This is a genomic window from Amycolatopsis ponsaeliensis, from assembly GCF_030182635.1.
Classification (GTDB): domain Bacteria; phylum Actinomycetota; class Actinomycetes; order Mycobacteriales; family Pseudonocardiaceae; genus Amycolatopsis; species Amycolatopsis ponsaeliensis.
In genome coordinates this window covers 82,037-96,460 of sequence record NZ_JAPZLD010000037.1, presented here as the reverse complement: position 1 = coordinate 96,460, position 14,424 = coordinate 82,037, and the positions used below count along the sequence as shown (strand labels likewise).

Here is a 14,424-nt window from a genome sequence, read left to right as displayed (position 1 = left end):
GCCAAGAACGTGTCGAGGTTACGCGGGTCCGCCGCCGATGCCGAGCTCGTTTCCCTCGGGATCGCGGTAGATGATCTTGCGGACGCCGTTGTCGTAGGTTTCCCGATCGGCCGGCTCGATGCCCCGGGCGGAGATCCCGGCGACGCGGTCATCGAGGTCCTCGACGAACAGGGTGTGCATGGCGAGGCCGGCACGTTCGGGCCGCTGCACGACGTAGACGGATCCGTGCGGGGTGACTTCCCAGAGGACTTCGGTGTCGTGCACAACGAAGGTCGGCGGGGAACCGAAGAGGCGTTCGTACCAGGCGAGGGCGCCGTTGAAGTCGCGGACGGCGATCCCGGCGAAGAGTTCGACGGTCACAGCACCTCGAATCCGTTGGCCTTCGCGGCATCGGCCTGACGCTGGTCCCGGGTGACGAAGGTGACCGGTTCACCGCCGGTGAGTTCGGCCGTGGAGTGCATCGCGACCGCGATGTGGATCGCGTCGAGGGTGCGCACCGGGTAGTTCTCGGTGACCAGCCGTCGCGCCGCGGGGATGACCCGGTCCGGGTTGAACGGGATGAGCACCAGGTCCCCCTCCGGGGAGGCGAGGTGATCGAAGTGCGCCAGCACCGCCGCGGGATCAGGGATGCGGCCGGTCCGCTTGGCGGCCGTCATGGCGCCGGCGAACTCGATGCGGGTGAAGTCGCTGCTCACGATCGGGCCATCGCCTTCGAGGAGCAGCTCGCGGAACTTGTCGTGCTCCGGTTCGTCCGGCAGGTAGGCGGTGACCAGCGCGCTGGTGTCGACGTACAGCACGGTCACCACTCCCCTCGGGTCCAGTCGAGCGCTTCGCTCACAGCCGTGCCCCAACCTCGGGACAGGTCCTCGATTTCATCGAGGGTCGGCACGTGAGCCGGCGGCTCCACGTGCACGATCTTGCCTTCGGCGATGAGCCGCCGCTTCCATTCCGCTCGGGTTTCGGTCTTCGCCACTACGCCCCTCAACGCTTCCGTGACCAGGTCGTTCATGCTGCGCCCTTCAGCTTCGGCTCGCGCCTTCAGCCGGGCGTGCAGCTCGTCGTCGATCCTCGTGATCAACTGCTTCACCCCCCAATGATAACACGTCACCCATTCGTGCTATCACTGTTCAGGGCGCAGAACAAAAGGGCCGCCCCGAACACGTTCGGGGCGGCCCTGACCTGCTGAAACCCAGCTACCTCAGTACCGGTAGTGATCCGCCTTGAACGGCCCCTCGACATCCACGTCGATGTACTCGGCCTGCTCCTTGGTCAGCTTCGTCAACTCGCCGCCCAGAGCGTCCAGGTGGATCTTCGCGACCTTCTCGTCCAGCTTCTTGGGCAGCCGGAAGACCTCCTTGTCGTACTCCTCGTACTTGGTGAACAGCTCGACCTGCGCGATCACCTGGTTCGAGAAGCTGTTCGACATCACGAACGACGGGTGCCCGGTCGCGTTGCCCAGGTTGAGCAGGCGGCCCTCGGACAGCACGATGATCGTGTTGCCGTTCGGGAAGATCCACTCGTCGACCTGCGGCTTGATGTTGATGCGCCGGATGCCCGGGTAACGCTGGAGCCCCGCCATGTCGAGCTCGTTGTCGAAGTGGCCGATGTTGCCCAGGATCGCCTGGTGCTTCATCTTCGCCATGTGCTCGACCAGCACGACGTCCTTGTTGCCGGTCGTCGTGATGACGATGTCGGCCTCGGGCAGCGCGTTCTCCAGCGTGCGGACCTGGTAGCCGTCCATCGCCGCCTGCAGTGCGCAGATCGGGTCGATCTCGGTGACGACCACGCGCGCGCCCTGGCCGCGCAGGGACTCCGCCGCGCCCTTGCCGACGTCGCCGTAGCCGCAGACCACCGCGACCTTGCCGCCGATCAGCACGTCGGTGCCGCGGTTGATGCCGTCGATCAGCGAGTGGCGGATGCCGTAGCGGTTGTCGAACTTCGACTTCGTCACCGCGTCGTTGACGTTGATCGCCGGGAACAGCAGCTCACCGGCCGCGGCGAGCTGGTACAGCCGCAGCACGCCGGTCGTGGTCTCCTCGGTGACGCCGCGGATGCCCTCGCCGATCTTGGTCCACTTGCCGGTGTCGGCCGCGACCGAGTCGCGCAGCAGCTCGAGGAACACGCGGAACTCGTCCGAGGTGTTCTCGTCCGGGTTCGGGACGACGCCGGCCTTCTCGAACTCGGTGCCCTTGTGCACCAGCATGGTGGCGTCGCCGCCGTCGTCGAGGATCATGTTGGGACCCTCGCCGTCCCAGGTGAGCATCCGCTCGGTGCACCACCAGTACTCCTCGAGCGACTCGCCCTTCCATGCGAAGACCGGGACGCCCTTGGGCTCCTCGGGCGTGCCGTGCGGGCCGATGACGATCGCGGCGGCCGCGTGGTCCTGCGTCGAGAAGATGTTGCAGGACGCCCAGCGCACCTCGGCACCCAGCGCGACCAGCGTCTCGATCAGGACGGCCGTCTGCACGGTCATGTGCAGCGAACCGGAGACGCGCGCGCCGCGCAGCGGGTAGACCTCCGCGTATTCGCGCCGCAGCGCCATCAGGCCCGGCATCTCGTGCTCGGCGAGGCGGATCTCCTTGCGGCCGAATTCGGCGGCGTCGAGGTCGGCGACGGCGAACTCGATGCCGCCGCGGGTCTGGTGCCGCTTGGCAACGCTTTCGGGGGGCATAGTGGCGATTCCTCCAAGACTCGATGACGTCCGAACACTACCGTTGTCCGCTCGACCTGCCCCAGGATCGCGTAGGAGGCCTTCACCGTGCCCATGCCCGGCCCGGACACCCGCGTCGTCGAAATCCGCGTCGCCGGACTCGTCGGCACCAGCGGCGAGACGCTGCTCGACGCGGTGTCCACCGTCGACGTCGCCGGCGACGGGCTGGGCCGCGTGATCCGCCCGGCCGACCGCCTGCGGCGGCCGGCACCCGGGCCCGTGCTGCCGGCGCTGGGCCGGTCGATCCCGCGGACCCTCGAAGGCTACCTGTGGCACGGGATGACCTCCGGCGGCGCCGCCAAGGCGACCTGGGCACTGCTGTTCCCGTTCTCGCTGGCCAACGTCGCGTTCTGGATGCTGCCGCCGGCCCCGCCCGGCCGACGGCTGCCGCGCGTGCTCGGCGCGGTGTGCCGCGGCCTGCTGCGCGTCAGCGCGCTGCTGCTCACGATGCTGCTGATGGGCCAGCTCGCGACGATCGCGCTCGACCTCTTCGCCACGCAGTGCCTCGCCCCTGGGTCCGGCTGCCTGCCCGTGGTCCCCGACGTCCTCCGCTCGGTGCCGGCGCGGATCGCGGTCGGCGTCGTGCCCCTGCTGGCCGTGATCTTCGTGCTGCACCGGATCTCCTCGGCAACGTGGGCGGTGCACGCCGACGGCGACCTCACCGGGGGCCCGCTGCGGATGCGCGCCGACCCGGACACCCCGGCGCTGCGCTGCCTGCACACGGTCGCGGCGCTGGTCTCGGTCGCGCTGCTACTGCTCGGCGGGCCGTTCCGGGTGCCCGGCGACGTCTTCGACCTGGTGGTGTGGATCATCACGCTGGCGCTGGTGCTCGCCACGGTCGTCGCGGCCGCGATCGGCGTCGACACCGGCCGGTTCGCCCGCCCCGGCGTGATCGCGCTGGCCGCGCTGCTCGTCGTCGTGGCCGCCGTGCGGCTGCGGCCCGGCCCGGGTCCGCTGCCCGGGACCAACGGCGTCGTCGAAGGGCTCGGCGCGGCCCTGGTCGCCGTCACGGTGCTGTTCGCGCTGTTCCTGGTCCCGGCCGCGCTGCTGGCCCGGTCCGGGTGGGTGCACAAGCCGCGCCGGCTGCGGCCGTGGCTGGGCGGCTGGGCGGCCGCGCCGGTGCTCGCGCTGGCCGGGCTGCTCGGCGGCGGGTTCGGCGCCGGCCTCGCCGAGGCGCTGCGCCGGCTTTCCGGCGCGGAACTCCTGCGCGTTCCCGACACGTACCTGCTGGTCACGGTCCTGTGGGGAGCCGGGCTGGCGCTGGCCGCGGTGCTCGCCGCGCTGGGCTTCGCGGTCGCCGTCCCGCTGCGCCGGGTGCGGCGGGGCATCCCGGAGATCGTCGGGCTGATGGAGCACGACGAGCGGCAGGAGGCGCAGGCCGCGGCGGCGTGGGCGCGCTCGGCGTGGGAACGGCGGCACCTGCACCACCTCGCTCTCACGGTCGCGTCGGCGATGTCCGCGGGTGGCGCGGCGCTGCTGGTGCTGCGGTTCGGGTTCGGGCTCGTCCCGGGCTGGTTCGGGCCGCTGTCCGCGATCGGCGTGGTCGCGCTCGGCGCGCTGGCCGCAGGCCTGCTGCGTGTCGTCTACACGGCCGCGCGGACCCCGCAGCGCAGCCGGCACCTCGGGGCGCTGGCCGACCTCGTCTGCTTCTGGCCGCGGGCGGCGCACCCGACCGTGCCGCCGTGCTACGCGCTGAAAGTCGTCCCGGAACTGGCCGCGCGGGCGCGCGAGCACCTCACCGAACCGGGGACGCGCGTGGTGCTCTCCGGCTACAACCTCGGCAGCCTGCTCACGGTCATGGCCGCCGCCCGGCTGGCGGCCGAGCTGCCGGCGGCCGACCTCGAACGCGTCGGCGTGCTCACCGCCGGCTCCCCGCTGCAGTGGGGTTACCAGCGCGCCTTCCCCGCGTTGCTCCCGCAGGAGTCGCTCGAGACGCTCTTCGCCGACCTGGACGGCCGCTGGCGCGCCCTGTGCCGGGGCACCGACATCTTCGGCGGCGGCGTGACGACCTGGCGGCACGAGGTCTCCGACCGGCAGCTCTACGGCGTCGGCTACCAGCCCGAAGGCGGCACCGGGCCGTTGAAAGCGAAGGCCGACGCGAACGGCGTCCTCATCCTCGGCGGCGACCACTGGCTGCCGGACCCGCTGCGCGGCCCGACCGGGCGGCACCGCTGGGCGCCGGGGGTGCTCAAGCACCAGGACTACGTAGTCGACGCGGAGTGGGACCACGCCGTCGCGATGGCCGCCGGCCTCGGCAAGCCGGCCATCGGCGAGCAGGGTCTGCTCTTCGGGGACTTCCCCGGAAAGCCATGAGGGGCACCTTCATGGACTTGATGTCCGTGAAGGTGCCCCTCATGGCACTTCAGGTCAGGCTTACTCGGAAGCCTTGCGGCGGAACTTCAGCAGCGCGAGCAGGCCGCCACCACCGAGGATCAGCAGGGCCGCGATCCACACGAGCCACATGTTGTCGAAACCGGTGTTGGCCAGGCCGCCGCCGGTGCCGGACTCGTTGCCCGCCGGGACGACGGCCGGAGCGGTGGTGCTGGCCGGCGAGACCGAGGTCTCCGAGGTCGCCGGAGCGCTGGGCTTCGTGGTCTCGGTCGGCTTCGTCGACGGCTTGGTGGTCTCGGTCGGCTTGGTCTTCGTGCCGCAGAGGTACCACTTCTCGATGTCGGCCTGGCGGCCGTTGCGGCTGAACGGCGCGCGCAGGTCGTTCCACGGCGCGGCCTTCTCGAGACCCTTGGCGCCCGGGGTGTAGTCGTTGAAGCCGTCGTCGCCACCGATGACGACGATCCGCTTGACGGTGACGCCCTCGTTCACCTTCGAGATGTTCAGGCGGTTCTTGACGATCTTGAAGTCGACGTCGCTCTGGCTGAGGTCGGTGCCCTCGGCACACGGCGTCGCCTTGCCCGGCGTCGGGTGCGGGCGGTTGTCGTCGCTGTGGCAGGCCAGCGCCGAGCCGGCAGTGCCGATGAGGGCGGCGGTGGTCAGCGCCATGATCGCGACGGCGCCGCGGAAAGTACGACTACGCATTCAGAACTCCTGATACCGGCGGGGGAGAGAGCACTTGCGAAATCTGGGGTCGCAAAGCCACCGAGTGTGCGAATCACGCTGCTGTAATTCACCCGTCAGTGGCACGCGAAGGATCGAAAGGTATCGCACGTCACTCGACCGGCTACACCGGGTCCCCTTTTAGGCACGAAACGCAAGATCGTCCGATGTGAAGTTCCGCGAAAAAGCCCCGCCGACCTGCGCGAACGCGGATCGGCGGGGCTTCACGAACGGGTGGGTGACGCTAGGCCTCCGGAGCCTTGACGGGCTTGTCGAGCCCGTCGGCCTGCCGCTTGCCGAGCAGCGAGTGCCGCCGGCTGTAGCCGAAGTAGATCAGCACGCCGATGATCATCCAGGCGACGAACCGCAGCCACGTCAGCACGGTCAGGTTCAGCATCAGCCACAGGCAGGCGATGATCGCCAGGATCGGGATCAGCGGCACCAGCGGCACCTTGAACGCACGCGGCAGGTCGGGGCGCGTCCGGCGCAGGATCAGCACGCCCGCGGACACCAGCACGAACGCGAACAGCGTGCCGACGTTGACCATCTCTTCGAGCTTGTCCGCCGGGAAGAAGCCGGCCGCGAGCGCGACCAGGCCGCCGACGATCAGCGTCGCGCGCTTCGGCGTGCCGTGCTCCCCCGTCTTCGCCAGGTTGCGCGGCATCAGGCCGTCACGCGACATCGCGTAGATGATCCGGACCTGGCCCAGCATCAGCACCATGACGACGGTGGTCAGGCCGGCCAGCGCGCCGAAGGAGATGATGTTGGCCGCCCAGTCGACGCCGTTCGCGGAGAACGCCGTGGCGAGGGTCTTGTGGCTGCCGTCCCCGGCCGAAGTGGCCAGGTCCTTGTACGACGTCATGCCGACGACCACCAGCGAGACCGCGACGTACAGCACGGTGACGATCGCCAGCGAGCCCATGATCCCGCGCGGGACCGCCTTCTGCGGGTTCTTCGTCTCCTCGGCGGTGGTCGCGACGATGTCGAAGCCGATGAACGCGAAGAACACCAGCGAGGCACCGGCCAGCAGGCCGAAGACGCCGAACGAGCTGCTCGCACCGCCCGCGATCAGGGAGAACAGCGACTGGTCGACGCCGGTCTCGCCCGAACCGCCGGTCGAGCCCGGCGGGATGTACGGCGAGTAGTTGGCGCCCTTGATGTAGAAGAGGCCGAGGATGATCACGAACAGCACGACGGCGACCTTGATGCCGGTGATCACCATCGAGACCCGCGAAGACAGCTTCGTGCCGACGGTCAGCAGCGTCGTCAGGACCGCCACGACGAACAGCGCGCCCCAGTCGACGGTGACGCTGCCGATGTCGAACGTCGTCTTGGTGCCCTTGCCGAAGAGGTAGCCGAGCACCGTCTCGAGGTAGACCGACCAGCCCTTCGACACCGCGGCCGCGCCGACGGCGAGCTCGAGGATCAGGTCCCAGCCGATGATCCACGCCATGAACTCGCCGAACGTGGCGTAGGAGAACGTGTACGCGCTGCCCGCGACCGGCACGGTCGAGGCGAACTCCGCGTAGCAAAGCGCTGCCAGCGCACAGGCGATCGCGGCGAAGACGAACGCCAGCGAGACCGACGGGCCCGCGTAGTCACCGGCCGTGCGCGCGGTGAGCGTGAAGATGCCGGCGCCGATGACGACCGCGACACCGAACACCGTGAGGTCCCACGCGCTCAGGTTCCGCCGGAGCTTGGTATCCGGTTCGTCGGTGTCCGAAATAGACTGTTCGATCGATTTAGTGCGCCACAATCCCGTTCCGGGCACCGTTGACCTCCTGCCGCTGGCCTGCGTGTATCGCGGTAGGTCACCCTATCGGGTCAGACGCGTGACGGCTCGCCGAACGGCTCGGGCCTACTTCGCGAGGCTGCGGTCGAGGTCCGGCTCGAGGTAGATCAGCCGCGCGACGGGCACCTTGGCGCGGACGCGGGCCTCGGCGTCGTCGATGGCCGAGGCCAGTTCGGCGGTGTCGAGGCCGGGGACCATCGCCAGCTTCGCCGCGACGAGCAGTTCGTCCGGGCCCATGTACTGGGTGCGGATGTGGATGACCCGCTCGACCTTGCCCGCGGCGAGCTCGTCGACGATCGTCGCGAGCATCGCCTCGGTGGCGCCTTCGCCGATGAGCAGGCTCTTCATCTCGACGATCAGGATGATCGCGATGACACCGAGCAGCACGCCGATCGCGAGGGTGCCGACGCCGTCCCAGACGGGGTTGCCGGTGATGACGGACAGCCCGACGCCGAGCAGCGCCAGGACCAGGCCGATCAGCGCGCCGGCGTCCTCGAGGAGGACGACGGGGAGCTCGGGCTCCTTGGCCTGGCGGATGAAGCCCCACCAGGTGGCGTCACCCTTGATCTTCCGGGACTCGCCGATGGCGGTGTAGAAGCTGTAGCCCTCCAGGCCGACGGCGACGAGCAGGATGATCACGGCGACGATCGGCGACTCGAGCGGTTCGGGGTGGCCGACCTTGTGGACGCCTTCGTAGATCGCGAAGGCGGAGCCGAGGCTGAAGAGCATCAGGGCGACGATGAAGGAGTAGAAGTACCGGTCGCGGCCGTAGCCGAAGGGGTGCTCCTTGTCGGCCGCCCGCTTCGACGTCTTCTGGCCGAGCAGCAGCAGGCCCTGGTTCGTGGTGTCGGCCAGCGAGTGCACGGACTCGGCCAGCATCGACGACGACCCGGTGACGAGGAAGCCGACGAACTTCGCGGCCGCGATCCCGGCGTTCGCCCCGAGCGCGGCGATGATCGCCTTGGTTCCGCCTCCAGCTGACACGACCGCTCCCCTGGTTGGTCCTTAATGTCCGGGTGGAGCGTAATAGGGGCGGCGGTGCCGGGTCGCCACCGGCCGGGAGTTCACTCAGGCGATGGCCGCGATGTCGCCGTCGTCGAAGTGGATCGCCTGGCGAGCAGCTCCTGCTTGCCGGCTTCGACGGCTTCCTCACCACCGGCCCGCTCGACGTGCGTCGCGCGGACGTCCTTCCAGCGCGTGTACCCCGTCAAAGTCGTCCCTCCGTCCCTCGGATAGCGGTCCGCCTCCCGGTGTCGGCGCCGAGGACGGACGGTACCCGGCGGCAGCTCCTTCCTCGACTCGATGATCTTGCTGGGCGGCGGTTCACCCGGAAGCCGGTGGCGGACTTCCCCGACCGCCGGTTTCTGTCGTACTCCTCCGCTACCGTGACTCTCCCTGCTCACCAGCCTGGGGAAGGTGACATGGCGTCCTTCGCCGTCCTCGGTCCGCTCGCGATCGAAAGCCCGCCGGGGCACTGGGTCGCGCTGCGCGGCGATCGGCAGCGCACCCTGCTGGCCGTGCTGCTGCTCAACGCCAACCAGCACGTCCACGTCGACGTGCTGGTCGAAGCGCTGTGGCCGGAGCGGCCGCCGAAGTCCTACGCCTCGAACCTGCACACCTACCTCTCGCGGCTGCGCGAGAGGATCGACGGCCTGCGCGTCGAGCACGGGCCGCTCGGCTACCGGCTGTGCGTCGAGCGGGCCGAGCTCGACCTGCTCGTCTTCCGGGCGGCCGTCGCCGACGGGCAGCGGGCCGGGGACGCCCTCGCCGCGTCGGGGCACTACCGGCAAGCGCTCGCGCAGTGGCGGGGGCCGGTGCTGGCCGGGCTGCACGTCCCGCCGCTCGACGCCGACGTCGCACGCCTGGAGTCCGAACGGCTCGCCGTGTTCGAGGACTGCGTGGACGCCGAGCTCACCGCCGGCCGCCACGGCGAAGTGACCGGCGAGCTGCAGGCCATGATCACCGAGCACCCGCTGCGGGAACGGCTGGCCGCGCAGCTGATGATCGCGCTGCACCGGGCCGGGCGGCAGGGCGACTCCCTGGAGATCTACCGGCGGCTGCGGACCACGCTGATCGAAGAGCTCGGCGTCGAACCGGGCGCCGAGGTGCGTCGCGTGCACGCCGCCGTCCTGCGCGGCGAGGACCCGGTCCCGCGCATGCCGCCGCCGGTCTGGCCGGTGTGCCAGCTGCCACCGGACATCGCGGACTTCACCGGCCGCGACGCCGAGCTCGCCGAGCTGACCGCCGTGCTGGGCAGCGGCGCCGGCGTCCCGGTCGCCGTGCTCAGCGGCGAACCCGGCGCGGGCAAGAGCACCCTGGCCGTGCGCGCGGCCCACCGGCTGCGGGCGCGGTTCCCGGACGGCCAGCTGTACGTCCCGCTGGGCGGGCGCGAAATCGGCGAGGTGCTGGCCGACCTGCTGCGCGCGCTCGGCGTGCCCGGCCCCGCGGTCCCGGACGACGTCCGCGCCCGCACGGCGGTGTTCCGCGGCCGGCTGACCGACCGGCGGGTGCTGGTGGTCCTCGACGACGCCGGCGACCCCGAACACGTCCGCGCCCTGCTGCCGGGCACGCCGGGCTGCGCGGTGCTTGTGACGAGCCGGCAGCGCCTGAGCGGGCTGGCCGGCGCGCACCGGCTGTCCCTCGGTCCGCTGTCCGACGCCGAAGCGACCGAGCTGCTGAACCGGCTCGCCGGGGCGCGGGTGGCTCGCGAGCGCGCCGACGCCGGCCGGATCATCGCGGCGTGCGCGCGGCTGCCGCTGGCCCTGCGGATCGCGGGCAGCCGGCTCGCCATCCGCCCGCACCTGCGGCTCGGCGAGCTGGCCGATCGGCTGGAGGACGAGGTCCGGCGGCTCGACGAGCTGACCGTGAGCGATCTGGCCGTCCGGAGCAGCATCGCGCTGAGCCACGAAGGTCTGCGGCCCCCGGCGCGGCGCGCGTTCCGGCTGCTCGGGCAGTGCCGGCTCGCCGACCTGCCGGCGTGGGCGGTCACGACGCTCATCGGCGAGCCGGACGCGGACGAGGCGGTCGAAGAGCTCGTCGAAGCCAGCCTGCTGGAGGCGCGCGAACCGGACGCGACCGGCGAGGGTCGCTACCGGATGCACGACCTCGTCCGGCTGTACGCGGCGGAAGGGCCACCGGTCGCGGGCGGCGCCGCGACGGTGCTCGCGGCGACGCTCGCGCTCGCCGACGCGGCGGCGGCCCGCCTGCCGCGCACGGTGCCGATGCCGGCGATGGCCCACGAGGCGTTCCCGCAGCCGTTGCCGGACGCCCTGGTCGAGCGGCTGCTGGCGCGTCCGGAGGAGTGGTTCGCGGCCGAGCGCGCGAACCTCGTGCGGCTCATCGGGTCGCTGGGTGCGCGGAAAGCGTTGCTGCTGCTGGACAAGCTGAGCGTGTACCTGTACCTGCACGGGCACTACGCCGACATGCGCGCGGCGTACGAAACGGTCCTGGCCGCGACGGAGGACCGCCCGTCGGCGGCGATCGCCGAGGCGAACCTGGCGCTGCTGCGGCACGCGCGCGGGCAGTACGAGGAGGCCGCAGCGGCGTACCGCGAGTGCGCGAAGGAGCTGGAAGCCCACGGCGACCACCGCACGCACGCGTGGGTTTCGGCGAACCTGGCGCACTGCCTGATCGGGCTGGGCCGTGCCGAAGAGGCGTTGCAGACCGCGCGCTCGCTGTCTACTTTGGACGACCAGTTTCTGGTCCGGGAAGCGGAGTCGGCGGCCCTGCTGAGGCTGGGCCGGGTGGCGGAAGCCCGCGAGGTCGACCTGCTGGCACTGGCCTCGGCCCGGTCGTCGGGCGACCCGCGCCGCATCGGCACGGCACTGCACGGGTTCGCGTGGTCATCCCTGCTGACGGGCGACGACGCGGAGGCAGCGACGGCGATCGCGGAGTCGGTAGAGCTGCTGCGCGGCACGGTGGCGCGTTCGGCGCTGGCGAAGTCGTTGCGAACGTTGGGCGCGATCGCGGCGGCAACGGGTTCGCGCGACCGAGCGACGGCGGCGTTCGAGGAGGCCCGCACCCTGGCCCGGGACTTGGACGAACGGCCTCGCGAGCTGTCGTGCACTCGGGCGATAGCGGCGAGCTGGATCGGCGCAGGCCGCGCGGCGCAGGCTATCCCGGTGCTCCGGGCGTGTCTGGACGAGTTTCGTGAGATGGGCGGCAAACCGGCGACGGGCTTGACGTGGCTAGTGCTGAGCCGCGCATGCGAAGCGGCGGGAGAAGAGGAGGCGGCTGCGGAGGCAGCGGCGGAAGCGGCGAGTTTGGCCGATTCGAGAGACGCGAGTGCGGCGGCGTTGCGGCGGGCGCTGCTGGCGTTGACGGAGCCGGCCTGACGACGGATGCCCAGCGGCTGGCGGGGCTTGCCTTCGCCGAGCACGCCTGAAGTCGGCATAGCCTGGCCGCCCCTGGCGAACGGGACCTGCGTCCGCCGAACACGCCTGAAGTCGGCATAGCCTGGCCGCCCGTCCGGCGAACGGGACTTGCGTTCGCCGAGCACGCCAGAAGTCGGCATAGCCTGACCGCCCCTCCGGCGAACGAGACCTGCGCTCGCCTAGCCCGCTCCCGCGAGCGGCTGGGCCGCATTCCCGCCGATTTGTCCGCCGCCCCCTACCTGACAACCCGCACCGGCCTGGCCGGCCCCGCCCAGCGACCCCTCGCCTTGCACGAATCGACCTCATCCGGCGGAGCCGGATGAGGTCAGCCCGGCCGCCCCTCCGGCAAGTACCCCTGGACCGGTCTGACGCCGGGGAACCTCCCGCCAGAACCGGCCCGATCCGGGCTTCACGCAGCCCCGGCCGCCCCTCCGGTGAGCGCCCCCCTCGCCCTCACCGGCCCCCGGCCGCACCCCCCTCGACAAACAGGGTGATGCCGCCCCCTCACGGCACCACCCCAGCCCACAGACGCCGGGCGAACCAAAACCCCGTCCGGCGCCACCCCCAGGGAGCTACTACCGGCCCTTGCGCGCCCGGGCGTACCGGTTGATCGCCGGCAACCACGTCAGCGCCACGACCACGAGCCCCGTCACCAGCGTCAGCCAAGCGATCCCGCGGATCGCCGCCGTTCCGCCCTCGATGTCCGTGGCCAGCCTCAGCGCCACGGCCGCGTTGGCCAGCGCCGCCAACGTCACCAGCACCCGGACCCAAACCGCGCCGCGCAGGGCCAGCAACCCCCACAGCAACAGCACCGCGCCGAAGAACAGCGCCATCGCTCCGCGTACCTGGAGCGTGCTCTGCACCTCGTCCAGGGCCGCCTCCAGCAGCGCGCCGCCGTCGGCCTTCACCGAGTCCGCCGAAGCGCCGGTGATCACCGCGATCGTCTCCGCCGCCACGTCCAGCGCCATGTCACGGCCGCCGACGAAGTACAGCACCCCGTCGACGATCGCGGCCAGCGCCGACACCACGGCCACCCCCACCAGCGCCAGCAGCGCTCCGGGGCGGGACGGCGCCGCGACCGGGGCAGGCTGGGGAAGCCCGGTCGCGGCATCGGGATAGGAAGTCACAAGCTCGTTCTCCTCGAAAATCGACACGATGGGGCGTAACAACCACCCCTACGAGCGATAGTGGAGAAGAGCACCACACGGAACGCACACAGAAGTGCGTCAGTCGTCGCAGGTTCCCGCGGTCGCGCGGAACAGCTGGGCCCGCGCACCGTCCAGCGGACGCACGCGCACCGGCGGGTCCGCCGCCGGCAGCCACACCGACTGACCCCGGCGCAGCTCGACCTTCTCGCCGTCGTCGGCCGTCACGAGCAGGTCGCCTGCCGTGCACAGCAGGATCTGCGGGCCCACGCTGTCGACCGAGATCTCGTCGTCCTCGCCCGGCGCCCACTCGACGCGCGACAGCTCGAACTCCGGTGCGTCCGTGCGGTACACCGCGAGACGGTCGCCGCCGTCACCGCACTGGACCGGCATCTCGCCGCACGCGAAGTCGACCACGCGCAGCAGCTCCGGGACGTCCACGTGCTTCGGCGTCAGGCCGCAGCGCAGGATGTTGTCCGAGTTCGCCAGGATCTCCACGGCCGTGCCGTGCAGGTACAGGTGCAGGTTCCCGGCGGGCAGGTAGATCGCCTCGCCCGCGCGCAGCGTCAGCCGGTTCAGCAGCAACGCCGCCAGCACGCCCGCGTCCCGCGGGTGCGTTTCACCGAGCTCGAGGATCGTCCGGCACTCGACCGCGAACTCGCCGTGCTCCTGGACGTGCTTGACGCACGAGTCGAGCACCTCCGGCAGCAGCGAATCGAGCGACGACTGCGGCAGCGTGATCCACGTCGTGAACAGCGCCCGCAGCCCGGACGGGTCCGGCTGCGCCTCGAGCAGCCCGGTGTACTTCGCCAGCCCCGGCGTCTCGATCGCCTTCAGCAGCTTGACCGTGCGCTCCGGCTCGCGGAACCCGGCCAGCGCGTGGAACTCCGTCAGCGCGCAGACGAGCTCCGGTTTCGCCGTCGGGTCCGGGTAGTTGCGGTTCGACGCGTCCCGCGGGATGCCCTGCCGCTCCTCGCGCGCGTGCCCCTCCGCGGCCTGCGCCGCCGACGGGTGCGCCTGCATCGACAGCGGCTCCTCCGCGGCGAGGATCTTCAGCAGGAACGGCAGCCGCCCGCCCCAGCGCTTCGCGCACCGCTCGCCGAGCTGTCGCACCGGATCGGCGTCGACCAGCTCGAGCAGGCTCCGCTCGGTCCCGTCGGGGCCGATGACGTGCGAAGGGTCGCCCGGGTGGGCACCCATCCACAGTTCGGCCTCGGGGTGCGGCGCGGGTACCGGACGGCCCAGCAGCTCGGGGATCGCCGTCCGCGATCCCCAGGCGTAGGGCCGCACCGCGTTGCGCAGCAGCTCCACTGTCACCTCAACTCCACTCCTTCGGCGCCGGCCCGGGGCCGG

The 14,424-nt window shown here is 71.3% G+C and carries 12 protein-coding genes; 2 read left to right on the top strand and 10 right to left on the bottom strand.

Features of this window, described 5'->3' with window-relative positions; genetic code table 11:
* Window positions 1-18 precede the first annotated feature (18 nt).
* The 4 genes from QQ657_RS40345 to ahcY all read right to left on the bottom strand — a co-directional run bounded on the left by QQ657_RS40345 (window position 19) and on the right by ahcY (window position 2,671).
* Complete coding sequence (locus tag QQ657_RS40345; protein WP_284747622.1) at window positions 19-360, bottom strand: VOC family protein; 342 nt, start codon at window positions 358-360, stop codon at window positions 19-21.
* Complete coding sequence (locus tag QQ657_RS40340) at window positions 357-806, bottom strand: type II toxin-antitoxin system VapC family toxin (RefSeq protein ID WP_350310743.1); 450 nt, start codon at window positions 804-806, stop codon at window positions 357-359. Before QQ657_RS40340 ends, QQ657_RS40345 begins: the two co-directional genes overlap by 4 nt.
* Window positions 800-1,087 carry a FitA-like ribbon-helix-helix domain-containing protein gene (locus QQ657_RS40335; RefSeq protein ID WP_284747620.1) on the bottom strand — a complete coding sequence of 96 codons (288 nt, stop codon included), beginning with the start codon at window positions 1,085-1,087 and terminating at the stop codon, window positions 800-802. Before QQ657_RS40335 ends, QQ657_RS40340 begins: the two co-directional genes overlap by 7 nt.
* A gap of 111 nt (window positions 1,088-1,198) precedes the next feature.
* The gene (gene ahcY / locus QQ657_RS40330) at window positions 1,199-2,671 is read right to left on the bottom strand and encodes an adenosylhomocysteinase (protein ID WP_284747619.1); all 1,473 of its coding nucleotides are present in this window, start codon (window positions 2,669-2,671) and stop codon (window positions 1,199-1,201) included.
* Between the two features lie 93 nt (window positions 2,672-2,764).
* Between ahcY and QQ657_RS40325 the strand changes: the two genes are divergently transcribed.
* On the top strand, window positions 2,765-5,023 hold the full coding sequence (locus QQ657_RS40325) for a hypothetical protein (RefSeq protein ID WP_284747651.1): 2,259 nt from the start codon (window positions 2,765-2,767) through the stop codon (window positions 5,021-5,023).
* Between the two features lie 60 nt (window positions 5,024-5,083).
* On the opposite strand, the gene QQ657_RS40320 is transcribed toward QQ657_RS40325, so the two are convergent.
* From QQ657_RS40320 to QQ657_RS40305, 4 genes are all read right to left on the bottom strand, one after another.
* Window positions 5,084-5,743, bottom strand: coding sequence for an LPXTG cell wall anchor domain-containing protein (locus QQ657_RS40320; RefSeq protein WP_284747618.1), 660 nt, complete (start codon window positions 5,741-5,743; stop codon window positions 5,084-5,086).
* Between the two features lie 262 nt (window positions 5,744-6,005).
* Complete coding sequence (locus QQ657_RS40315) at window positions 6,006-7,532, bottom strand: amino acid permease (RefSeq protein ID WP_284747617.1); 1,527 nt, start codon at window positions 7,530-7,532, stop codon at window positions 6,006-6,008.
* A gap of 87 nt (window positions 7,533-7,619) precedes the next feature.
* Window positions 7,620-8,537 (bottom strand): cation diffusion facilitator family transporter, encoded by a 918-nt coding sequence (locus tag QQ657_RS40310; RefSeq protein ID WP_284747616.1) that lies wholly within the window; start codon window positions 8,535-8,537, stop codon window positions 7,620-7,622.
* Between the two features lie 80 nt (window positions 8,538-8,617).
* Window positions 8,618-8,764 (bottom strand): hypothetical protein, encoded by a 147-nt coding sequence (locus QQ657_RS40305; RefSeq protein WP_284747615.1) that lies wholly within the window; start codon window positions 8,762-8,764, stop codon window positions 8,618-8,620.
* A 210-nt stretch (window positions 8,765-8,974) separates the two neighbouring features.
* Here QQ657_RS40305 and QQ657_RS40300 point away from each other — a divergent pair, with 210 nt between their 5' ends.
* Window positions 8,975-11,887, top strand: coding sequence for an AfsR/SARP family transcriptional regulator (locus tag QQ657_RS40300; protein ID WP_284747614.1), 2,913 nt, complete (start codon window positions 8,975-8,977; stop codon window positions 11,885-11,887).
* A gap of 614 nt (window positions 11,888-12,501) precedes the next feature.
* Here QQ657_RS40300 and QQ657_RS40295 read toward each other — a convergent pair.
* Both QQ657_RS40295 and manA read right to left on the bottom strand, forming a co-directional pair.
* Window positions 12,502-13,053 carry a hypothetical protein gene (locus tag QQ657_RS40295; RefSeq protein ID WP_284747613.1) on the bottom strand — a complete coding sequence of 184 codons (552 nt, stop codon included), beginning with the start codon at window positions 13,051-13,053 and terminating at the stop codon, window positions 12,502-12,504.
* A 99-nt stretch (window positions 13,054-13,152) separates the two neighbouring features.
* Window positions 13,153-14,382, bottom strand: coding sequence for a mannose-6-phosphate isomerase, class I (gene manA / locus QQ657_RS40290; protein ID WP_284747650.1), 1,230 nt, complete (start codon window positions 14,380-14,382; stop codon window positions 13,153-13,155).
* Between the last annotated feature and the right edge of the window lie 42 nt (window positions 14,383-14,424).